Origin of the sequence: Micromonospora rhizosphaerae, assembly GCF_900091465.1 — a bacterium.
Lineage (GTDB): Bacteria > Actinomycetota > Actinomycetes > Mycobacteriales > Micromonosporaceae > Micromonospora > Micromonospora rhizosphaerae.
Map to the genome: position 1 here is coordinate 3120438 of NZ_FMHV01000002.1, position 22291 is coordinate 3142728.

18 protein-coding genes are annotated in these 22291 nt (G+C 74.4%); 17 read left to right on the top strand and 1 reads right to left on the bottom strand.

All coding sequences use genetic code 11. The annotated features are described in order from the left end of the window. Positions 1-110 precede the first annotated feature (110 nt). From GA0070624_RS14990 to GA0070624_RS15015, 6 genes are all read left to right on the top strand, one after another. Entirely contained in the window at positions 111-1169 is a 1059-nt protein-coding gene (locus GA0070624_RS14990; protein WP_091341558.1) for a S1 family peptidase, read from the top strand. A gap of 170 nt (positions 1170-1339) precedes the next feature. After that, complete coding sequence (locus GA0070624_RS14995; RefSeq protein WP_245718794.1) at positions 1340-2947, top strand: MFS transporter; 1608 nt, start codon at positions 1340-1342, stop codon at positions 2945-2947. Between the two features lie 134 nt (positions 2948-3081). Continuing rightward, the gene (gene aspS, locus GA0070624_RS15000; protein WP_091341559.1) at positions 3082-4905 is read left to right on the top strand and encodes an aspartate--tRNA ligase; all 1824 of its coding nucleotides are present in this window, start codon (positions 3082-3084) and stop codon (positions 4903-4905) included. Between the two features lie 64 nt (positions 4906-4969). Then, complete coding sequence (locus GA0070624_RS15005) at positions 4970-5782, top strand: SDR family oxidoreductase (protein WP_091341561.1); 813 nt, start codon at positions 4970-4972, stop codon at positions 5780-5782. 84 nt (positions 5783-5866) lie between these two features. Next, positions 5867-6499, top strand: a complete 633-nt coding sequence (locus GA0070624_RS15010) for an ArsR/SmtB family transcription factor (protein ID WP_091341563.1) — start codon at positions 5867-5869, stop codon at positions 6497-6499. Next, positions 6496-7875: an MFS transporter gene (locus GA0070624_RS15015; RefSeq protein ID WP_091341565.1), complete on the top strand. Its 1380-nt coding sequence runs from the start codon at positions 6496-6498 to the stop codon at positions 7873-7875. The genes GA0070624_RS15010 and GA0070624_RS15015 overlap by 4 nt, the downstream gene beginning before the upstream one ends. Positions 7876-7968: 93 nt before the next feature. On the opposite strand, the gene GA0070624_RS15020 is transcribed toward GA0070624_RS15015, so the two are convergent. Further along, the gene (locus tag GA0070624_RS15020; RefSeq protein WP_091341567.1) at positions 7969-8709 is read right to left on the bottom strand and encodes a GNAT family N-acetyltransferase; all 741 of its coding nucleotides are present in this window, start codon (positions 8707-8709) and stop codon (positions 7969-7971) included. A gap of 134 nt (positions 8710-8843) precedes the next feature. On the opposite strand from GA0070624_RS15020, the gene GA0070624_RS15025 reads away from it, so the two are divergent. From GA0070624_RS15025 to GA0070624_RS15080, 11 genes are all read left to right on the top strand, one after another. Further along, positions 8844-9056, top strand: a complete 213-nt coding sequence (locus tag GA0070624_RS15025) for a hypothetical protein (RefSeq protein WP_091348877.1) — start codon at positions 8844-8846, stop codon at positions 9054-9056. 75 nt (positions 9057-9131) lie between these two features. Next, the gene (locus tag GA0070624_RS15030) at positions 9132-10634 is read left to right on the top strand and encodes a replication-associated recombination protein A (protein ID WP_091341569.1); all 1503 of its coding nucleotides are present in this window, start codon (positions 9132-9134) and stop codon (positions 10632-10634) included. Between the two features lie 2966 nt (positions 10635-13600). Beyond that, complete coding sequence (locus GA0070624_RS15040) at positions 13601-14218, top strand: hypothetical protein (RefSeq protein ID WP_091348878.1); 618 nt, start codon at positions 13601-13603, stop codon at positions 14216-14218. 142 nt (positions 14219-14360) lie between these two features. Beyond that, entirely contained in the window at positions 14361-14822 is a 462-nt protein-coding gene (locus tag GA0070624_RS15045; protein ID WP_091348881.1) for a DUF948 domain-containing protein, read from the top strand. Between the two features lie 30 nt (positions 14823-14852). Next, a complete protein-coding gene (locus GA0070624_RS15050; RefSeq protein WP_091341572.1) occupies positions 14853-15158 on the top strand; it encodes a hypothetical protein in 306 nt (101 codons plus the stop codon). Continuing rightward, on the top strand, positions 15155-17833 hold the full coding sequence (gene alaS, locus GA0070624_RS15055; RefSeq protein ID WP_091341574.1) for an alanine--tRNA ligase: 2679 nt from the start codon (positions 15155-15157) through the stop codon (positions 17831-17833). The genes GA0070624_RS15050 and alaS overlap by 4 nt, the downstream gene beginning before the upstream one ends. Before the next feature lie 74 nt (positions 17834-17907). Beyond that, on the top strand, positions 17908-18369 hold the full coding sequence (ruvX, locus tag GA0070624_RS15060) for a Holliday junction resolvase RuvX (RefSeq protein ID WP_091341576.1): 462 nt from the start codon (positions 17908-17910) through the stop codon (positions 18367-18369). Then, on the top strand, positions 18366-19583 hold the full coding sequence (gene mltG / locus GA0070624_RS15065) for an endolytic transglycosylase MltG (RefSeq protein ID WP_091341578.1): 1218 nt from the start codon (positions 18366-18368) through the stop codon (positions 19581-19583). The genes ruvX and mltG overlap by 4 nt, the downstream gene beginning before the upstream one ends. Continuing rightward, positions 19580-20389: a shikimate dehydrogenase gene (locus GA0070624_RS15070; protein WP_091341580.1), complete on the top strand. Its 810-nt coding sequence runs from the start codon at positions 19580-19582 to the stop codon at positions 20387-20389. Before mltG ends, GA0070624_RS15070 begins: the two co-directional genes overlap by 4 nt. A 166-nt stretch (positions 20390-20555) precedes the next feature. After that, on the top strand, positions 20556-21734 hold the full coding sequence (gene aroC / locus GA0070624_RS15075) for a chorismate synthase (protein ID WP_091341582.1): 1179 nt from the start codon (positions 20556-20558) through the stop codon (positions 21732-21734). Then, positions 21731-22240, top strand: a complete 510-nt coding sequence (locus tag GA0070624_RS15080; RefSeq protein WP_091341584.1) for a shikimate kinase — start codon at positions 21731-21733, stop codon at positions 22238-22240. The genes aroC and GA0070624_RS15080 overlap by 4 nt, the downstream gene beginning before the upstream one ends. Positions 22241-22291 lie beyond the last annotated feature (51 nt).

The window sequence follows — 22291 nt, forward strand, 5'->3', positions numbered from 1 at the left end:
ATCTTAAATATCCGAATACTTCAGTCAGCCCGGCCGGCTCCCCCGCCTCGGCCGGGCCGATCCAGGGCCCTCGCCAGGAGTTGGGCCCCCACCCATCCGGGAGGCTTTTCATGCGACCCACGAGGTCATCACTCCGTCGCGCCGTCACCGTCACCGTCGCCGGAACCCTGGTTGCCGGCTCGCTGCTCGGCGCGCCCGCCCAGGCCGCACCCGTCTCGCCCGCTTCCCCCGACGCCGCGGCCAGCCTGGCCGAGCGGCTCGGCGACCGCGCCGCCGGCACGTACGCCGACGCCAGCGGCAGGATGGTCGTCGCCGTCACCGACGACGCCGCGGCCCGCGAGGTCCGCGCCGCCGGCGCGACCCCGAAGATCGTCGCCCGCGGCGCCGCCGAGCTGAACCGGGCCACCGCCGAGCTGGCGCGGTTCGCGAAGATCCCGGGCACCGCCTGGTGGATCGACGCGGCCACCAACCAGGTCGTGGTCTCGGTCGACAGCACCGTCACCGGGGCCAAGCTGGACCGGGTGAAGGTCGCCGCCGCCCGCACGAACGGCGCGGTCCGAATCGAGGCCGAGGCCGGCGTGCTGAGCACCCGGATCAACGGCGGGCAGGCGATCTACGCCGGGGGCGGCGGCCGCTGCTCGCTCGGCTTCAACGTGCGGAACAGTGCCGGCACGTACTACCTCCTGACCGCCGGGCACTGCACCAACATCTCCTCGAGCTGGTACACCAACTCAAGCCAGACGACCTACATCGGCCCGCGCGCGGGCACCAGCTTCCCGGGCAACGACTACGGCATCGTGCGGTACAGCAACACCAGCCTGTCCCACCCCGGCACCGTCTACCTCTACAACGGCACCTCGCGTGACATCACCGGCGCCGGCAACGCCTACGTCGGCCAGACCGTGTGGCGCTCCGGCAGCACCACCGGCGTCCACAGCGGCTCGGTCACCGCGCTCAACGCCACCGTCAACTACGCCGAGGGCAGCGTTTACGGCCTGATCCGCACCACCGTCTGCGCCGAGCCGGGTGACAGCGGTGGCTCGCTCTTCGCCGGCAACACGGCTCTGGGTCTCACCTCCGGCGGCAGCGGCAACTGCAGCTCCGGCGGCACCACCTACTTCCAGCCGGTCACCGAGGCGCTGAGCGTCTACGGCGTCAGCGTCTACTGATCCACCCCTCGCGAGCGGGCCGCCGGGTACCGGCGGCCCGCTCCGCCGTACCGGAGTCCTGCGGCGCCGGGACCGCGTGCCGTGCCCGCCGGGACCGGCTGGCACGGCGGGGCCGCCGGTGTTCGCCGATCGCCGGACCGACCGCCGTCGACCGGGGTACGTTGCGCCCGGTGAGCGCGCCCCTGACACCCGCACCCGACGTGCCCGCGTCGGCCTGGGCTCCGCTGCGGCTGGCCGCGTTCCGCAGCCTCTGGCTGGCGGTGCTGGCCAGCAACGTCGGCACCTGGATGCAGACCGTCGGCGCGCAGTGGCTGCTGGTCCACCGGCCCAACGCCTCGACCCTGGTCGCCCTCGTGCAGACCGCCAGCATGCTGCCCGTACTGCTGCTCGCGCTGCCGGCCGGCGCGCTCGCCGACACCTTCGACCGGCGCCGGCTGCTGATCGCCGTCCAGTGCTTCCTGGCCGGCGTGGGCGTGCTGCTCACCGCGTTGACCGCGACCGGCCGGATGCCCCCGGCGCTGCTGCTCAGCCTCACCTTCGCGCTCGGCGTCGGGCAGGCGCTCACCCTGCCGGCCTGGCAGGCGGTGATCCCGGAGTTGGTGCCCCGGGCGCAGCTCGTCTCCGCCTCCGCGCTCGGCTCGATCAGCGTCAACCTGGCCCGTGCGGTCGGCCCGGCCGTGGCCGGTGTGCTGGTGGCCAAGGCCGGGGCGGCCGTGGTCTTCGCGGTCAACGCCGCCTCGTTCGTGATCTTCGCGCTCGCCCTGCTGCGCTGGCGGCCCGACCGGCCCGACCGCGAGACCGAGCCCGAGCGGTTCGCCGCCGCGCTACGCGCCGGCGGCCGGTACGTCCGGCACTCCCCGGTGGTCCGGCGGATCCTGCTGCGCGCCGCGCTCGTCGTGGTGCCCGGCAGCGCACTCTGGGCCCTGCTGCCGCTGGTCGCCGGCCACCGGCTCGGCCTGAGCGCCAGCGGCTACGGCCTGCTGCTCGCCGCGCTCGGCGCCGGCGCGGTGGCCGGCGCCGTCGTCCTGCCCCGGATCCGGCAGGTGTTCTCCAGCAGCCAGCGCCTGCTGCTGGCCGGGCTGCTCTACGCCGGGGTGCTGCTGGTGCTCGCGCTGGTGCCGGTGCCGGCCCTGGTGGTCGCCGCGCTGGTGCCCGCCGGGCTGGCCTGGATGACCGTGCTGTCCGGCATCAACGCCGCGATGCAGCTCTTCCTCCCCGGCTGGGTACGCGCCCGGGGCCTGTCGGTGTATCAGATGGTCTTCGCCGGCGGTCAGGCGCTCGGTGCCGTGGCCTGGGGCGCGCTGAGCGAGCTGACCAGCCTGGTCGTCGCGCTCGCCGCGGCCGGGGTGGTGATGGCGCTCGGCGCGGTGAGCGTGCTGCGCTGGCCGCTGCGGGACACCCGGGGCGTCGACCAGGACCCGGCGATCTACTGGCCGGAGCCGCACCTGGCCCTGGAGGCGCACCCGCGGACCGGGCCGGTGCTGGTCACCGTCTCCTACACCGTGCCGCCGGAACGGCAGGCTGCGTTCGTGGCAGCGATGCGGGCGGTCGGCCGGTCCCGGCGGCGTACCGGGGCGATGCGCTGGGGGCTGTTCCGGGTGGGCGAGCGGGAGCACGGCTTCGTCGAGGTCTACCAGGTGCCGTCCTGGGAGGAGCACCTCCGCCAGCACAGCGACCGGCTCACCGGGCTGGACCGGGCGGCCGAGGAGCGCGCCCGGGCCCTCGCCGAGGGGCCGGTGGGGGTCTACCACCTGCTCCCCGCCGACCCGCAGGACTGAGGTGACCACAGCGGCCGCCGGGCGTGCGAAAAGCGATAACCAGGGCCCCTTCCCTGCACCCGTGGCAGGGTGGCGGGGCCGTCCTGACAGAATGCGAGGGGACGAGGAGTACCGCAGATGAGGAGACGCAAGTCGTGATCCGTACCCATGACGCCGGCAGCCTGCGCGCGATGGACGCCGGCACCACGGTGACGCTCGCCGGGTGGGTGGCCCGCCGGCGCGACCACGGCGGTGTCATCTTCGTCGACCTGCGCGACGGCTCCGGCGTGGTCCAGGTGGTGTTCCGCGAGGAGGACGCGCACGCGCTGCGCAACGAGTTCTGCGTGAAGGTCACCGGCGAGGTGACCCCGCGTCCGGCCGGCAACGAGAACCCGGACCTGCCGACCGGCGAGATCGAGGTGACCGCCACCGAGCTGGCGGTGCTCTCCGAGGCGGCGCCGCTGCCGCTGCCGGTGGACGACCAGATCGAGGCCGGCGACGACATCCGGCTCAAGTACCGCTACCTGGATCTGCGCCGCAGCGGCCCGGCCACCGCGATGCGGCTGCGCTCGCGGGCCAACCAGCTCGCCCGGGGCGTGCTGCACGAGCGGGACTTCCTGGAGATCGAGACGCCGACGCTGACCCGGTCCACCCCGGAGGGCGCCCGCGACTTCCTGGTCCCGGTCCGGCTCCAGCCGGGCAGCTGGTACGCGCTGCCGCAGTCGCCGCAGCTGTTCAAGCAGCTGCTGATGGTCGGCGGCATGGAGCGGTACTACCAGATCGCCCGCTGCTACCGGGACGAGGACTTCCGCGCCGACCGCCAGCCGGAGTTCACCCAGCTCGACATCGAGATGTCCTTCGTCACCGAGGACGACGTGATCGACCTCGGCGAGGCCATCGTCTCGGCGCTCTGGTCCGACCTGGCCGACTACGAGATCCCCCGGCCGATCCCGCGGATCACCTGGCACGACGCGATGGCCCGATACGGCTCCGACAAGCCGGACCTGCGCTACGGCGTGGAGCTGACCGAGCTGACCGACTACCTGCGCGGCACCGAGTTCCGGGTCTTCGCCGGCGCCATCGACGCCGGCGGGTACGTCGGCGCGGTGGTCATGCCGGGCGGCGCCGCGCAGAGCCGCAAGGAGCTGGACGGCTGGCAGGACTGGGCCAAGGCGCGCGGCGCGCGCGGCCTGGCGTACGTGGTGCTCGACGCCGAGACCGGCGAGGCGCGCGGCCCGGTGGCGAAGAACCTCTCCGCCGAGCACCTGGCCGGGCTGGCCGACGCGGTCGGCGCCAAGCCGGGCGACGCGATCTTCTTCGCCGCCAGCGCCAACCCGCGGGAGGCGCAGGAGCTGCTCGGCGCGGCCCGGATCGAGATCGCCAAGCGGGCCAACCTGATCGACGAGAGCGCCTGGGCGTTCTGCTGGGTGGTCGACGCGCCGATGTTCGAGCCGATCTCCGACCAGGAAGCCGGCGGGGCGGGCGGCTGGACCTCGGTGCACCACCCGTTCACCTCGCCGACCGACGAGTGGGTGGACAGGTTCGAGGAGGCGCCGGACCGGGCGCTCGCCTACGCCTACGACATCGTCTGCAACGGCAACGAGATCGGCGGCGGCTCGATCCGTATCCACCGCAGCGACGTGCAGCGGCGGGTCTTCGACCTGCTGGGCATCACCCCGGAGGAGGCGCAGGACAAGTTCGGCTTCCTGCTGGAGGCGTTCAAGTACGGCCCGCCGCCGCACGGCGGCATCGCCTTCGGCTGGGACCGGGTCTGCATGCTGCTGTCCGGCGCGGAGTCGATCCGTGAGGTGATCGCCTTCCCGAAGACCCGGGGCGGCTTCGACCCGCTGACCGGCGCGCCGACGCCGATCACCGCGCAGCAGCGCGCCGAGGCGGGCATCGACGCCAAGCCGAAGGCCCCGACCGGGGTGCACGCCGGCACCGCCGGCCCGGTGGCGCCGGTCGCCGACCCGACCTGATCTTGAGTTGGTGAATGGCCCGCGTCATGATGACGCGGGCCATTCTCAATGTCTGGGGGACGACATGACGTTGCTCGTGGTGGGGGCCAGCGGCTTCCTCGGCACCGAGGTGTGCCGGCAGGCGGTCGCGGCGGGGCAGCGGGTGGTCGGCACGTACCACTCCGCCGCCGTCGCGGTGCCGGGGGTGGCGGCCCGCCGGCTCGACGTCACCGACCGGTCCGCCGTCCGCGCGCTGCTGACCGAGGTACGCCCCGACGCCGTCGTCGCCACCCCCTACCGGTACGACGACTGGCGGGTCACCGCCGACGGGGCGGCCCACGTCGCGTACGCCGCCGTCGAGGCGGGCGCCCGGCTGGTGCACCTGTCCAGCGACGCGGTGCACGGCGGCCGCCCATCGCCCTACCTCGACGACGAGCCGCCCAGCCCGATCTTCCCATACGGAGCGGCGAAGGCCGCTGCGGAGACCGCGGTCCGGGCGATCGACCCTGAAGCCGCGCTGGTCCGGACCTCGCTGATCGTGGGGGAGGGGAGCAAGCAGATCCAGCTCTGCCTCGACGCGCTCGCCGGTCGGGCCGCCCTGTTCACCGACGAGCTCCGCTGCCCGATCGACGTGGTCGACCTCGCCGCCGCCGTGCTGGAGCTGGTGCCCTCGGACTATGCCGGCCCGCTCAACGTGGCCGGACCGGACGCGGTCAGCCGCGCCGAGATGGGGTTGCTGGTGGCCCGACGGCTCGGCCTCGACCCGGTCGGGATGAAGACGACCATCAGTGCCGCCTCCGGCCTGCTGCGCCCCACCGAGGTACGCCTCGACTCGTCCCGGGCCTCGGCGCTGCTCCGCACCCGGTTGCGCGGCATCACCGAACTCCTCGCGGTCTGAGCACGCCGAATCCGCTGTCGGATCATGCACAGTTTCTATGCACAACTCTTGTGCATAGAAACTGTGCACAGATATTGTGCATGCATGGAGAACGACGAGTCAGCGCGGCGGCGTGAACCCCGCGCGGTCCGGCTGGACCATCGACAGGTGCGGGTGCTGGCGCATCCCCTGCGGACCCGACTGCTCGGGGCGCTGCGGGTGCAGGGGCCGGCCACGGCCACGGTCCTCGCCGAGCTGCTGGGCACCAACACCGGTGCCACGAGCTATCACCTGCGGCAGCTCGCCGAGGTCGGGCTGGTCGCCGAGGAGCCCGACCGGGGCACCGGGCGGCAGCGCTGGTGGCGGGCCGCGCACGACGTCACCAACTGGGAGCCCACCGACTTCGACGACGACCCCGACGCCCGGGCCGCGATCGAGTGGATCGAGGGTGACCAGGTGCGGTTCCTCGCGGAGCATGCCGAACACTGGTTCGCCGTCCGCCACGAGTGGTCGCCCGCCTGGCGGGACGCATTCGGGATGGGCGATGTCTTCATGAGCATCCCGTCGACCCGGCTTGAGGCGCTGAAGGAGGAGGTGTGGCAGCTCCTCGAGCGCTACCGGAACGAGGCCGACCCCGCCGAGCCCGGCGCCGAGCAGGTGCAGATCTACCTCGCCGCCTTCCCGCTGTTGGCGGGCAGGCGGCTCGCCGCTCCACCGCCGTCCGAGGAGAAGCGATGAGCACGCTGTCCGTACGCCAGGTCCGGTTCCGCTACCTCACCCTCTACGGCCTGCGCTGGCTGCCCGCCGGGCTGATGATCCCCGTGATGATCCTGCTGATGCAGGAGCGCGGGTTGTCGCTCTCCCAGATCGGTCTGGTCGGCACCGCGCAGGGTTTGATCGTCCTTGCGCTGGAGTTGCCGACCGGTGGGCTCGCTGACGCGCTCGGCCGCAAGCCGGTGCTCGCCGCCGCCTGGATGGTCTGCCTGATTTCGCTGGGCATCTTCGCGGTGGCGGACTCGTTCTGGCTTTTCTTCCTGTCCTGGGCCCTGCAGGGCGTCTACCGGGCGCTGGACAGCGGCCCGCTGGAGTCCTGGTACGTCGACGCCACCCTCGCCGCCGATCCGGAGGCCGAGTACGAGCGCGGCCTCGGCTTCGCCGGCACCGTCATCGGCGTCGCGATCGGGGCCGGCGCGCTGCTCAGCGGTGGGCTGGTCGCGCTCGGCCCGGTCGGGCCGGTCAGCGCACTGACCCTGCCCTTGCTGGTGGCCATCGCCCTCCAGGTGGTGGCCCTGATCGCCCTGCTGGTCCTGCTGGTGGAGACCCGATCGGCCAAGGGTGCCCGCGCCCTGCGCGCCTCGGTCGTCGAGGCGCCCCGGATGGTGGGGCAGGCGGTCGGCCTGCTGCGCCGCTCCCGGGTGCTGCTCGCCCTGGTCGCGGTCGAGCTGTTCTGGGGCTTCGGGATGGTCACCTTCGAGTCACTGCTGCCGGTCCGCCTCGCCGAGGTGATCGGGGATGCCGACCGGGCGGCGGCGCTGCTCGGGCCGGCCGGCTCGGCGGCCTGGCTGGCCAACGCGGCCGGCGCCGCGCTCACCCCGCTGCTGCTGCGCTGGCTGGGGGCCGCGCCCAGCGCCGCGCTGATGCGAATCCTGCAGGGCGGCACGGTGGTCGGGATGGGTCTCCTCGCCGGCCCGGTCGGGGTGATCGTCGCGTACCTGGCCTGCTACACCGTGCACGGGGCGTCCAACCCGCTGCACATGGGCCTGCTGCACCGTCAGGTGGACGGGCCGTACCGGACCAGCGTGATCTCGCTGAACTCGATGATGGCCCAACCGGCCGGCGCGCTCGGCGGGGTCGTCCTGACCGCCCTGGCCGACCGCACCAGCATCAGCACCGCGATGCTGGTCGGCGCGGTGGTGCTCGCCGTGGCCGCCCCGCTCTACCTGCCTGCCTGGCGGGCCGGCCGGACCGGGACGGCCGACCGGGCGAAGTTGCCGCCGGTCACCGACCCCGACCGGGCCGCGCCGGCCGAGGCCGATCCCACCGTGCCGGTCGAGGACTCCGCCCCGTCGGTCGCCGTGCCGCCGGCTGAGGCGGCGGTGACCCGGACCCGGTGACCGCCGCCGCGCTCCGCCCGCCGCTTCCCGCCGGCGGGCGGAGCACTCGCGATGTGGCAGAGCCGCCCGCGGCTCGGCGACGCCGGGGAGTCGTCAGCCCAGGTGGACCGAGCTGCGGGGCACCGCGTGGGTGAAGCCGAGCCGGCGGTAGAGCCGGATCGCCCCGACGTTGTCGGTGTAGACGCCGAGCGCGACGTGGTCGTACCGGGCGGACAGGGCGCGGGCCATCCCGGCGGTCAGCGCGGCGCCGAGGCCCCGCCCCCGGCGGTCGGTCGCCACGGTGAGGCCGGCGAGGAAGCCGATGTCACCCCGGCTGCGGTCGGCCCCGCAGGCGACCAGCCGGTCGCCGTCGCGGATGCCGTACCAGTCCACGATCCGGGGGTCGCCGGGCCGGGAGGTGGTGGTTGGGAAGGACTCCTCGATCAGCTCGGCCAGCGCCGGGTGGTCGGCCTCGGTGAGGCGTACCACCCGCTCCTCCTCCGGCTGCACCGGCGGGGGAGTGGTGGTCCAGAGGAAGTCCCACTGGTCGAGGCGGGTGATGGCCAACCGCCCGGCCAGCTCGTCCGGCGAGGTGCGAGGCAGGTGCAGCCACTGGCCGGCGCGCAGCACCCCGTCCGCCACCAGACCGCCGAAGAAGTCGAGCGCCGGCGCGGGCGCACCGAGCGCCCCGCTCGCCGGCCCCTGCTCCGGCGGCAGGAGCCAGACCACCGCACCGTCGCGCCGCCAGCCGCGCGGCTCGTGGTCCCGCCACAGCGAGTGCCGGGCGTACGGGTGGTGTCCGGTGGCGTCGAGGAAGGCGTCCCGACCCACCAGGACCTGCTCCGCAGTGATCATGTCGTCAGCCTATGACCCCACCCGGTCGTGCCGACGGAGGCCCGGAGCCGGGCCGGTCCACGGTGGAGATTGACGAAGAGACCGATTGGGTACATCAGGCGGCGACCTACTGGGACCCCCACCGGAGGAACGTCATGCTCGCCATTCTCGCGGCCATCGTGTTCGGCTTCGCGCTGCTGCTCGACTTCCTGAACACGAACCTCGGCGCGCCCGATCTGTTCAACAACTGGACTCTCGCCCTGATCGGCTTCCTGCTGCTCTCGCTCTACCTCGCCGGGGTCGGCCGCGGCCCCGGTGGCAGTGGCCGCGGCCGCTGGTACTACGGTCGCCGTCCGGGTCGTGGCTGACCGGAACCGATCACCGCTGGCCCGGTCCGCGGCGCGATTCCGGCGTCGCTGACCGGGCCCGGTACTGTTCTCGTGATGGAGTCCGACGCCCTCTTCACCCTCGGCGAACCCGCCGGAGCGCCCAGCGCCCCCGCGGGTTCCGGTGGTGTCGGCGGCTTCACCGCAGTGGGGGAGGACTCGCCCCTGCCCGTCCGGATGCGGCCCGCCTCCCTCGACGAACTGGTCGGGCAGGACCACCTGCTCGCCCCGGGTGCGCCGCTGCGCCAACTGGTCGGCGGCGCCGCGCCCATGTCGGTGATCCTCTGGGGGCCGCCCGGCAGCGGCAAGACCACCATCGCCCACCTCGTCGCCCGGGCCACCGACCGCCGCTTCGTCGCGATGTCCGCGCTCTCCGCCGGGGTGAAGGACGTCCGCGCCGTGATCGACACCGCCCGGCGGCAGCGCCGCGCCGGTGGCCCGCAGACCGTCCTCTTCATCGACGAGGTGCACCGGTTCAGCAAGACCCAGCAGGACTCGCTGCTCGCCGCGGTGGAGGATCGAACGGTCACCCTGCTCGCCGCGACCACGGAGAATCCCTACTTCTCGGTCATCTCACCGCTGCTGTCGCGCTGCGTGCTGCTCACCCTCCAGCCGCTGGACGACGACGCCGTACGCGGATTGCTGCGCCGGGCGGTCGCCGACGAGCGCGGCCTGCGCGGCGCGCTCACCCTGGAGACCGACGCCGAGGACCACCTCGTACGCCTCGCGAACGGTGACGTCCGCAAGGCGCTGACCGCCCTGGAGGCGGCGGCCGCCACCGCCACGGCGCTCGGCGCCGGCCGGATCGACCTGGCCACCGCCGAGCAGGCGGTGGACGTCGCCGCGGTCCGCTACGACCGCGACGGTGACGCCCACTACGACGTCATCAGCGCGTTCATCAAGAGCATGCGCGGCTCGGACGTGGACGCGGCGCTGCACTGGCTGGCCCGGATGCTGGTGGCCGGCGAGGACGCCCGGTTCATCGCCCGTCGCCTGGTCATCTTCGCCAGCGAGGACGTCGGGATGGCCGACCCCACCGCGCTGACCGTCGCCACCGCCGCCGCGCACGCCGTCGAGTACGTCGGACTCCCCGAGGCCCAGCTCAACCTCGCCCAGGCGGTGATCCACCTCGCCACCGCCCCGAAGTCCAACTCGGCCACCACCGCGATCGGCGCGGCCATCGCCGACGTGCGGGCCGGTCGGGGCGGGCCGGTGCCGCGTGGGCTGCGCGACGCCCACTACTCCGGCGCCCGCGGCCTCGGGCACGGCGCCGGCTACCGCTACCCGCATGACGACCACCGCGGGGTGGTCACCCAGCAGTACGCTCCGGACGATCTCGTCGGGACCGACTACTACCAGCCCAGCGGGCACGGTGCCGAGCGGTCGGTGGCCAGCCGGCTGCCGCTGCTGCGGCGCATCGTCCGTGGGCTGCCCGCGCCGACGACGCGCGCGGAGGCACCTGCGTCCGGCGTCTCGAACGGTCGTCGACTGTCGGGCCCGGAGCAGGTCAGCGGGGCGGATGAGGGCGGCAGCGACGCCGTGGGGGAGGGTCAGCAGTGAGAGCGCGTGGTCCGGAGGACGGCCCCGACGAGCGGCGCGACTCCCGCGCCAAGGGCCGCCGGTGGGGGCGGGGCAAGGCCGACGGCCAGCCGGAGGAGTCGGTCGGCGGCGAGGACTTCGACTGGATCGACGACCTGCGCACGGCCAAGCAGCAGCGCACCGATCTGGGCCCGGACAGTGGCCCGCCCGGTCCCGCCCCCGGCGCGACGCCGCCGGGGGTCATGCCGCCGTCGGGCGCCGCGCCCGTGACGCGCGGGCCCCGACCCGGCGCCGTGCCGCCCCCCGGAAGCCCAGCGCCCGGCGCGGGCCGACCTGGCCCCGAGGGGCCGGCGGTTCGTCGGGACCCCGGCCCGGCCACGCCCCCGGTCCGCCGGGGCGGGCCGGACGCCGCCGCGCCCCGGCCCGTCGACGGCCCGTGGCCAGGCACGCCGGAGCCCGCCCAGCCGCCGCGCCGCCCCGGCGAGGGGCCGGCCGAGCCGCCCCGACCGCGTCGCGGCGTGGACGGGCCGACCGGTCAGCACGGTCGGGTCACCCCGACCGCCGGCGCCACCGGCCAGCCCGGCCCGGTCGGCGGTCCGGGTCAGCGCGGCCGGGCCAACCTGGACGGCGACCCCGCGGGCCCGGGACCGGGCCGGGGCGGGCAGCCGTCGGCCGCCGGATGGCAGCCGGCCGGCGCGGGCGCACCGCCGGCCGCTCCCCGTTCCGCACCGTCCGGCCCGGTCGTCGGCCCTCGCGACGCCGAGGGTCCGGGTGCCCGGCCACCCGTGCCGGGTACGGGCCGCCGCACCGCTGCCGACCACACCGATCCCGGTGCCCGTGCCGTCGTGCCGCCCACCCCCGGGGCGGCGGGACGTCGTGCCGCTCCGGAGGGCGCCGAGCCCGGCCGCCACGGCGGCCCGACGAGTGGCGCGCCGGCGGGGGCGCGGGGCGCGGCGAGCCCGCCCGGCGGCCCGGCCGTCGATCCGGCCACCGGTGCTTCGGGGCGTGGTCCCGCAGTTGAGCCGGACCAGCGCCGGCGCCGGGGAACGGCCGAGCGCGGCCCCGTCGACCCGACGCTGTCCACCGGCGCCGGCCCGGTGGTCGACGGCCCGACCGGGTCCGGTGCCGTCCGTCGGGGCGCCCGCCGCCGTGCCGCCGAGCCAGCCGAGCCGATGACCCCGAGGAGCGGCAACGCCGCGCCCGTGTCCGGGAGCGGCAGCGCGCCCTCGGTTCCGGGAGAGGGCGCTTCCGCCGGCCCGCCCGCTGGGCGCGCCGGTGGCCGCCGTCGCCCGCGCCCCGAGCCGGACGGACCGGTGGTGCCGGGCGGCCACCGCGCCGCTCCCGAGGATCCACCCACCGCCCCCGGCCGTCGCGCCGCGCCGGACGACGGCGAGGTTCGGACCGGCCGTCGTGCCGCGCCGGACGACGGCGAGGTTCGGACCGGCCGTCGTGCCGCGCCGGACGACGGCGAGGTTCGGACCGGCCGTCGCGCCGCGCCGGACGACGGCGTGATGCCGGCGCGGCGACGCGCCGCCTCGGACGACCCGGGGATGTGGTCGGGACGTCGCACGGTGCCCGAAAGCGGGCCGTCGACCGGGCGTCGGACCGCCTCGAACGACCCTGGGATGCCGCCGGGGCGTCGCGGTGGTTCCGACGACCCCGGGAGGTCGACCGGCCGTCGCGCCGCGCCGGACGGCCCGCCGGTGGCCGGACGACGCGCCTCCGCGCCGGAGGGCTCCGAGAAGTCGACCGGGCGTCGCGCCGCGCCGGAGGGCGCGCAGACGTCGACCGGGCGGCGGGCCGCGCCGGAGGCCCCCGAGACGTCGACTGGCCGCCGCGCCGTGCCGGAGGGCCCGGAGACGTCCACCGGGCGCCGCGCCGTGCCGGAGGGGTTCGCTGCCCCGCAGGGGCGCGGGCCGGCTGACGGACCGGAGACGTCAACGCGACGCCGGGCTGGGCTGGACGGCCCGGAGACCGGGCGTCGGGGCGGGCCCGAGGGCCAGCAGATGTCCTCCGGGCCTGCGTTCGCCGCCGATGATCCGTCCGGCCCGGGCCGGCGCCGGGCGACCGGCGACGGGCGGGAGACCGCGCCACGTCGCGGAGCGTCGCCCGGCGACGACGGTCCCACCGAACGCCGCGACGGCGACGGGCCGCACGGCAACCGGCCCGAGCGGCCGGCGGACTGGCTCCGTCAGGCTGGTCGCGGGCACCACAGCGATCCGAACATGCCGGTGGTCAAACCGTCGACGCCGACCGGAAGCCCGATCGAGCAACCGCCCGCCGCCCGGCGGGGCGGCCCGGACGGCCCCGACCGCACCTCGGCCGGCCGGTCCGGCACGGCCGCCGTGCCACCGGGCCCCCAGGCCGGACCAGGGCAGCCGACGCCCGCCCGCGGGGCGGTGCGCCCCCCATCGGCGGGTGCGGACCGGACCGGCCGACCGGTCACCCCGCCGCTTCCGGGTGAACCCGGCCCGGTCCCGGGTCGCCCCGGTGGGGCGCCGGTGTCCGGCCCGCCCCGCCCGGACGTGCCCGCGCGCGGCGCGGCGCGCCCCGGGCCCGACGGGCCGGTCCCGCCCCGATCGGCCGCGCCCGAGCACGACCGGCGGGCACCGGGGCCGCAGCCGGGCGGCACCGACCTCGGACGGAGCGGCGCGTCGGGCGGGCAGCCGACGGTGGCCCGGGCGGCCGCCTCGGTGGCCCGGCCCGCCGGGCCCGACGAGCGTTCCGCCGGATGGGCCGTCGCGCCCCAGCCGGGACCCGCCCGTCCGGAGCCGACCGGTGGTGCCTCCGTACCGCCGGGACGTCCGGGCGAGCCCGCGGTGGCGCGGGCGGCGGCGGTCGTACCCCAGGGGGAGCCGGCCGGTGCGCGGCCGGGACCGGCGGACCCGGCCGGACCTCCGCTGCGCCGGTCCGATTCGGAGCCGGCGGATGGCCACCCGACCGCGGCCGGGGGCCTGCGCGGCGCCCGATCCGAGCTGCGCCGGCAGATGCGCGAGCGGCGCCGGCTGCGGCTGGGCATCCTGGTGCTGGTCAGCGTGGTGCTGCTCGGCGCCGTGCCGCTCTACTTCGGCCTCCGGACGCTCAGCCGCGACCCGGTCTTCGACAACCTGGACCAGCTGGACGTGCCCGGCTGGGCAGCGGTGAAGACGGTCGACAACGTCAGCGGCAGCCGCTGGTGCCTGCAGGACTGCCGGCTGCGGGAGCGGACCGTGGAGTCCCAACAGGCGTGGAAGGAGACCGCCCAGGTCTACGAGGCGGCGCTGACCCGGGACGGCTGGCGGCAGTGGAAGGTGACCCGCTGCCCGGAGCAGCCGGTCAAGGGCAGCTACACCTGCTGGCGCCGGGACGAGCTCACCCTCGACCTCTGGGTGCGCGACCCCACCTGCGTGCCGCCGCCGGTGAACGGGGAACCGGCGCCGTCTCCGGCGCCGTCGCCCGCAGCGGGGAAGTGCACCGGCTCGTTGGTGTCGGTGAAGGTGCGCAACGCGATCGACGACGAGCGGACCGGACCACAGCCGAGTACTGATCCGTCACTCACCGGTGAGGATCCGTTTCCGACCCTCACCGACGACCCACTGGGCGAGCAGACACGCTCACCGTCCTGAGCCGGTTTCCAACACGGACGGTAGGGTCTGGGGCTGGCGGACCCGCCGCGCCAATGGTGGGTCGGCCAGGCGCGGAGCGGGTCGGAGGGTCGCGCGTTCCGGGAGGTCGGTCCCGGAACGCCTGGTTGAGGAGGACATGCGCGTGGATGGTGGACAGATCGCTGCGCTGATCGCGGCCGGCGCGTTCCTGATGCTGGTGCTCGTGCTGGCGGTGCCGATCCTCCGGCTGCGGCACACCGTGGACGCGACGACCCGGATGATCAACGACCTGAACGACCGCACCACGCCGCTGCTGACCGACGTCAACACCACGGTGAAGAACGTCAACACCACCCTGGAGCAGGTGCAGACCTCGCTGGACGGGGTGAACCTCCAGCTCGCCAAGGTGGACACCATGACCACCCACGCGCAGAACGTCACCGCCAACGTGGCGAACCTGGCCACCGTGATCTCCGCCGCCGCCGCGAACCCCCTGGTGAAGGTGGCCGCGTTCGGCTACGGCGTGCGCCGGGCCGCCGCCGCCCGTCGGCACGCGGAGACCGAGCGCGAGGTGCGCGACGCCATCAAGCAGCAGCGCCGAGCGGCCAAGCGCGGCAACCGCTGACCCGGCCGGCGCCGACAGGAGGATGAGAGCATGAGGCGGTTGTTCTGGCTGGGCATCGGGCTGGCCGTGGGCGTGGTGGTGGTCCGGAAGGCGACCCGGGCCGCCCAGGCGTACACGCCGGCCGGCATCGCCAGCGGCCTGTCGGAATCCGCTGGCAGTCTCGTCGAGTCGCTGCGTAGCTTCGTGGAGGACGTCCGGATCGGGATGGCCGAGCGCGAGCAGGAGATCCACGACGCGTTCGCCCGGGGCGAGGCGTTCGACGACCAGTTCGCCGACCTGCGGGAGGACCCGCGCATCGGCGACCGAGAGATTTTCCCGGAGGAGCACCAACGATGAAGACGGCGGAGATCAAGCGGCGGTACCTCGCCCACTTCGAGGCGAACGGCCATGCCGTGGTGCCGTCCGCTCCGCTGCCCGCCATCAACGACCCGAACCTGCTGTTCGTCAACGCCGGCATGGTGCAGTTCGTCCCCTACTTCCTGGGCCAGCAGACCCCGCCGTTCCGCCGCGCGGTCAGCGTGCAGAAGTGCATCCGGACGCCGGACATCGACGAGGTCGGCAAGACCAGCCGGCACGGCACGTTCTTCCAGATGAACGGCAACTTCTCCTTCGGTGACTACTTCAAGGAGGGCGCGATCCCGCTCGCCTGGGACCTGGTCACCAAGCCGGTCGATCAGGGCGGCTTCGGGCTGGACCCGGAGCGGATCTGGCCGACCGTCTACCTCGACGACGACGAGGCGTTCCAGATCTGGCGGTCGGTGGGCGTGCCCGCCGAGCGGATCGTCCGCCGGGGCAAGGCGGACAACTTCTGGTCCATGGGCATTCCCGGCCCGTGCGGCCCGTGCTCCGAGCTGTTCTACGACCGTGGCCCCGCCTACGGCCGGGAGGGCGGCCCGGAGGTGGACGAGGACCGCTACCTGGAGTTCTGGAACCTCGTCTTCATGCAGTTCGAGCGGGGACCGGGCACCGGCAAGGAGGACTACCCGATCCTCGGTGAGCTGCCGGCGAAGAACATCGACACCGGCATGGGCCTGGAGCGGATGGCCTCCATCCTGCAGGGCGTCGACAACCTCTACGAGATCGACGAGGTCCGCCCGATCCTCGACAAGGCCGCCGAGCTGACCGGCAAGCGGTACGGTGCGCGCTCCGGCCACGCGGCCAGCGAGTCGCACCCCGACGACGTCCGGCTGCGGGTGATCGCCGACCACGTGCGCACGGCGCTGATGTTGATCGGTGACGGGGTGACCCCGTCCAACGAGGGGCGCGGCTACGTGCTCCGCCGGATCATGCGCCGGGCGATCCGCGCGGTCCGCCTGCTCGGCTACCAGGACCGGGCGCTGCCCGAGCTGCTCCCGGTGGCCCGGGACTGCATGTCCCCGTCGTACCCGGAGCTGGCCGCGGAGTTCGGCCGGATCTCCCAGTACGCGTACGCGGAGGAGGACGCGTTCCTCGCCACGCTGCGCGCGGGCACCACGATCCTGGACACCGCGATCGCGGAGACCAAGTCGGCGGGGCAGCCGGCGATCTCCGGGGACAAGGCGTTCCAGCTGCACGACACGTACGGCTTCCCGATCGACCTGACCCTGGAGATCGCGGCCGAGCAGGGGCTCCAGGTCGACGCGGAGGGCTTCCGCCGGCTGATGGCCGACCAGCGGCGCCGGGCGAAGGCGGACGCGCAGGCGCGCAAGACCGGGCACGTCGACGTGTCGGCGTACCGGTCGGTGCTCGACGGCGGCGGGCCGGTGGAGTTCACCGGCTACACGGAGCTGAACCGGGAGTCCCGGGTGCGGTCGCTGCTCGCCGGCGGGGCCGAGGTCGGCGCGGCGGTCGAGGGGGACACCGTCGAGCTGGTGCTCGACACCACCCCGTTCTACGCCGAGGGCGGTGGGCAGCAGCCCGACCAGGGCCTGATCACGGTCGGCGGCGGCCAGCTCGAGGTCTTCGACGTGCAGCAGCCGGTGCCGGGGCTGATCGTGCACCGGGCCCGGGTGGTCCGGGGCGAGGTGCGCGCCGGGGAGACCGGGTACGCCGAGATCGACGTGTCCCGTCGCCGGGCGATCTCCCGCTCGCACACCGCGACCCACCTGGTGCACCAGACCATGCGCAACTTCCTCGGCGAGTCGGCGACCCAGGCGGGCTCGTTGAACGCCCCGGGCCGGCTGCGGTTCGACTTCAACACCCCGACCGGGGTGGCGCCGAGCGTGCTGCACGACGTGGAGCAGCAGGTCAACGAGGTGCTCCTGGCCGACCTTGAGGTGCACGCCTTCATCACCAGCCAGGAGGAGGCGCGCCGGATCGGCGCGATGGCGCTCTTCGGCGAGAAGTACGGCGAGCGGGTCCGGGTCGTCGAGGTCGGCGACTACGCCCGGGAGCTCTGCGGCGGCACGCACGTGGCCCGCTCGGCGCAGCTCGGCCTGGTGAAGATCCTCTCCGAGGCGTCGGTCGGCTCGGGCGTCCGCCGGATCGAGGCGCTGGTCGGCATGGACGCGTTCGGCTTCCTGGCCCGCGAGCACCTGCTGGTCTCCCGGCTCGCCGAGCTGTTCCGGGTCCCCGGCGACCAGGTCGCCGACCGGGTGGAGCAGACCGTCACCCAGCTCCGCGACGCGGAGAAGGAACTTGAGAAGCTCCGCGCCCAGCTCGTGCTCGGCGGCGCGGCGACGCTCGCGGCCCAGGCGAAGGACGTGCGCGGGGCCGCGTACGTCGGGACCGAGGCGCCCGAGGGCGCGTCCGGCAACGACGTGCGGACCCTGGCCCAGGAGATCCGCGGCCGGATCGACCCGGCCCGGCCGGCGGTGGTCGCCGTGGCGGCCCGCGCCGGTGGCAAGGCGTCCCTGGTGGTGGCCGTCAACCAGGCGGCGCGGGGTCGGGGCCTGTCCGCGAAGGAGCTGGTGAAGGCGGCCCTCTCCGGCCGGGGTGGCGGCAGCGACGACCTCGCCCAGGGTGGTGGCCTGCCCGCGGCCGAGGCGCCGAACCTGCTGGCCACCGTGGAGAAGGCGATCGCCGAGGCGTGATGTCGCCATCGAACGCAGCCAGGGCGGACCGCTCGGTCCGCCCTGGCCTGTCCCGGCGGGGGAGTGCCCGGTAGATGGCTGAACTGTCCCGCGGGGTGCGGCTCGGGGTGGATGTCGGACAGGTCCGGGTTGGTGTCGCCCGGTCCGATCCGCACGGGGTGCTGGCCACCCCGCTGGTCACCCTGGCCCGGGACCTCACCGCGGGGCCGGACGCGGTGCCGAGTGACATCCTCGAGCTCGCCCAGCTCGTCGCCGAGCACGAGGCCGTCGAGGTTGTCGTCGGCCTTCCGGTTAATCTTGCCGGCAAACACGGCCCGGCCGCGGCGCACGTGTCGGCGTACGCTGCCCGCCTGGGCGATGTAATAGCGCCGATACCGGTGACGCTCACGGACGAGAGGATGTCGACCGTGGTGGCGAGTCGTAGGCTGGCCGAACGGGGCGTCCGGGGGAAGCGACAACGGGCGGTGGTCGACCAGGCCGCCGCGGTGGAGATTCTGCAGAGCTGGCTGGATGCGCAGCGGAGGCCGACGCGATGATCGACGATCTGGACCTGGTGTTCGACGAGGCGGAGAGGGGGGAGAAGGGGCGGCACCGGCGCGGCGCCGTGCGCAAGCGCAAGGGTAAGTCCGGCGGTCGCGGCAAGACGATCTTCGCCCTGCTGATGGCGCTGGTCCTGCTGGGCGGGATCGGCGGCGGTGCCTTCATCGGCTTCGACCGGATCCGGAACCACTTCGTCACCCCGGACTACGACGGCCCGGGCACCGGCGAGGCGCTGGTCGAGGTCAAGGCCGGCGACACCCTCACCGACATCGGCGACAGCCTCTACGACGCCGGCGTGGTGAAGAGCACCAAGGCGTTCATCGAGGCCGCGGAGGCCAACTCGCGCAGCAAGAACATCCAGGTCGGCCGGTACAAGGTCAGGAAGCAGATGAAGGCCGCCGACGCGGTGACCCTGCTGCTCGACCCGAAGAGCCGGGTGGTGAACGGGGTGACCATCCCCGAGGGCACGATCACCCTGGCGATCTACGACCTCCTCTCCAAGCAGACCAAGATTCCGGTCGCCGAGTTCAAGGCCGCCGCCAAGGACCCGGTCAAGCTGGGCGTGCCGGCTTTCTGGTTCAACCGGCAGGACGGCAAGAAGGGCCCGAAGAGCCTGGAGGGCTTCCTGTTCCCGGCGACCTACGAGATCCCGCCGAAGGCCACCGCCGAGCAGATCCTGGAGATGATGGTGGAGAAGTTTCTCACCGTCACCGAGGAGATGAAGTTCGTCGAGACGGTGCAGGCCAAGCGGGGCATCTCCCCGTACGAGGCGCTGATCACCGCGTCCATCGCGCAGGCCGAGTCGGTCAACCACGTGGACATGCCGAAGGTGGCCCGGGTCATCTACAACCGGGTCTACACCGACAAGTACCACTGCAAGTGCCTGGAGATCGACAGCGCGATCAACTACTGGCTGCGGCTGCAGGGCAAGGACCCGAAGGACTCGGACGTCCTCAAGCAGTCGGAGCTGAACGATCCGAAGAACCCGTACCGGACGCACGGCGCCGACGGCCTCACCATCACCCCGATCAGCAACCCCGGCGAGGAGGCACTCAAGGGGGCGATGAACCCGCCCGCGGGTGACTGGATCTACTTCATGACCGTCGACAAGAAGGGCACGATGGGCTACGGCTCCAACGACGCGGACTTCCGGAATCTGCAGAAGCAGATGTGCAACAACGGCGTGCTGACCGGGACGAACTGCGGGTGAGGGCCGCGGTCGTCGGCAGGCCCGTCGCGCACTCCCTCTCCCCGGTGATCCACAACGCCGGGTACGCGGCGGCCGGGCTGACCGGGTGGTCGTACAGCCGGTTCGAGTGCACGGCGGAGGAGCTGGCCGGCCTGGTCGCCGGCCTCGGCCCGGAATGGGCCGGGATGTCGGTGACCATGCCGGGCAAGGAGGCGGCGCTCGCGGTGGCCGACGAGGTCTCGCCGGTCGCCGCCGCCGTCGGCGCCGCCAACACGCTGGTACGCCGGCCCGACGGCTCCTGGTACGCCGACAACACTGACGTCACCGGCATGGTCGAGGTGCTCACCGCCGCTGGCTGCGCGACGGGCGCCACGGTGACCGTGCTCGGCGCGGGCGGCACCGCCCGGGCCGCCCTCGCCGCGGCGGCCCGGCTCAAGGCGGCCGAGGTGACCGTGGTGGCCCGGCGCCCGGAGGCGATCGACGAGCTGGGTCCGGTGGCCCGGGCGGTCTGCGTGCCGCTGGCGTCGGCCGACTGGGACGGCGCCTCGGCGCACGCCCGGGCCGACGTGGTCATCTCGACCGTGCCGAAGGGGGTGGCCGACCCGCTCGCCGCGCACTTCGACTGGCGGCCGGGGACGGTCTTCTTCGACGTCGTCTACGACCCCTGGCCGACCCCGCTCGCTGCCGCCGCGCTCGCCGCCGGCTGCCGGGTGGTCTCCGGGCTGGACCTGCTGCTCGCCCAGGCCGTCGGTCAGTTCGAGCAGTTCACCGGGGTACCCGCGCCGGTCGACGCGATGCGCGCGGCGCTGGCCGCGGCGCGCGCCTGACTGCCGGTCCGCCGTCCCGGGCGGCGGAGACGATCCGGGCGACCGCCCGCCGACAGGGACGGCGGGTATGCGGCGTCGGCGGACATCGCCCGACGGTCGCGTCCGGAGGGCGGGACGCGGTGGGCGGAGCGCCGCGGCGGCCACCGGGCGTGACAGACTGACCGCTGTGTTGCGCTGGCTGACTGCAGGTGAATCGCACGGACCCGCCCTCGTGGCGGTGCTGGAGGGGGTGCCCGCCGGGATCGAGGTGACCACCCGGGAGATCTCCGGTGAGCTGGCCCGGCGCCGGCTCGGCTACGGCCGGGGCGCCCGGATGTCGTTCGAGCAGGACGAGGTCGAGGTCATCGGCGGGCTCCGGCACGGGGTCACCATCGGCAGCCCCGTGGCGATCCGGGTGGGCAACTCGGAGTGGCCGAAGTGGCGCACCGTGATGGCCGCCGACCCGGTCGACCCCGAGGAACTGGCCGGACAGGCCCGCAACGCGCCGCTCACCCGCCCCCGGCCGGGCCACGCCGACCTGGCCGGCATGCAGAAGTACGGCCACACCGACGCCCGGCCGATCCTGGAGCGGGCCAGCGCCCGGGAGACCGCCGCCCGGGTGGCCGTCGGCACCGTGGCCAAGGCGCTGGTGAAGCAGGCCCTCGGCATCGAGATCGTCTCCCACGTGGTGGAGCTGGGCCCGGTCGCCGCCAAGCCCGGTCTGCGCCCCACGCCGGAGGACGTCGAGCGGATCGACGCGGACCCGCTGCGCTGCCTGGACCCGGAGGCGAGCGCCCGGATGGTCGCCGAGGTCGACGCCGCGAAGAAGGCCGCCGACACCCTCGGCGGCGTGGTCGAGGTGCTGGCGTACGGGGTACCGCCGGGCCTGGGCAGCCATGTCCAGTGGGACCGCAAGCTCGACGCCCGGCTCGCCACCGCGCTCATGTCGATCCAGGCGATCAAGGGCGTGGAGATCGGCGACGGCTGGCAGCAGGCTCGCTCCCGTGGATCGGAGGCGCACGACGAGATCGTGCCGACGGCCACCGGGGTGCGGCGGGTGACCGACCGGGCCGGCGGCCTGGAAGGGGGCATTACCACCGGCGAGCCGCTGCGGGTGAAGGCAGCGATGAAGCCGATCTCCTCGCTGAACCGGGCGCTGGCCACCGTGGACGTGGCCACCGGGGAGCCGGCCACCGCGATCAACCAGCGCTCCGACGTCTGCGCGGTGCCCGCCGCCGCCGTGGTGGCCGAGGCGATGGTGGCCCTGGTGCTCGCCGAGGCGGCCGTCGAGAAGTTCGGCGGCGACTCGGTCGCCGAGATGCGCCGCAACCTCGCCGGCTACCTCGACGCCCTGGTTGTCCGGTGAGCACGCGGCCGGTCTGCGTGCTGGTCGGGGCGCCAGGCTCCGGCAAGACAACCGTCGGTCAGGCGCTCGCCGCCGAGCTGGGCGTCGAGTTCCGCGACACGGATGTCGACATCGAGCGGCTCGCCGGCAAGCCGATCCCGGAGATCTTCGTCGACGAGGGGGAGGACCACTTCCGTACCCTCGAACGGGCGGCGGTGGCGGCGGCGCTGGCCTCCTGCCCGGGGGTGCTCGCGCTCGGCGGCGGCGCGATCCTCGCCGAGGAGAACCGGGCCGCGCTGATCGGGCACACCGTCGTGCATCTGTCGGTGGAGCTGCCCGACGCGGTCAAGCGGGTCGGGCTGGGCGCCGGCCGGCCGCTGCTGGCGATCAACCCGCGGGCCACCCTCAAACATTTGATGGAGCAGCGGCGCCCGCTCTACGCCGAGGTGGCCACCGCCACCGTGGTTACCGACGGGCGGACCCCGGAGGAGATCGCCGCCGAGATCGCCGCCCTGCTCAAGCCCTGACCTACGCCGCCCGGCGCAGAGTGGGCGGGCCGGCGGCCGGGGCGCTGACCC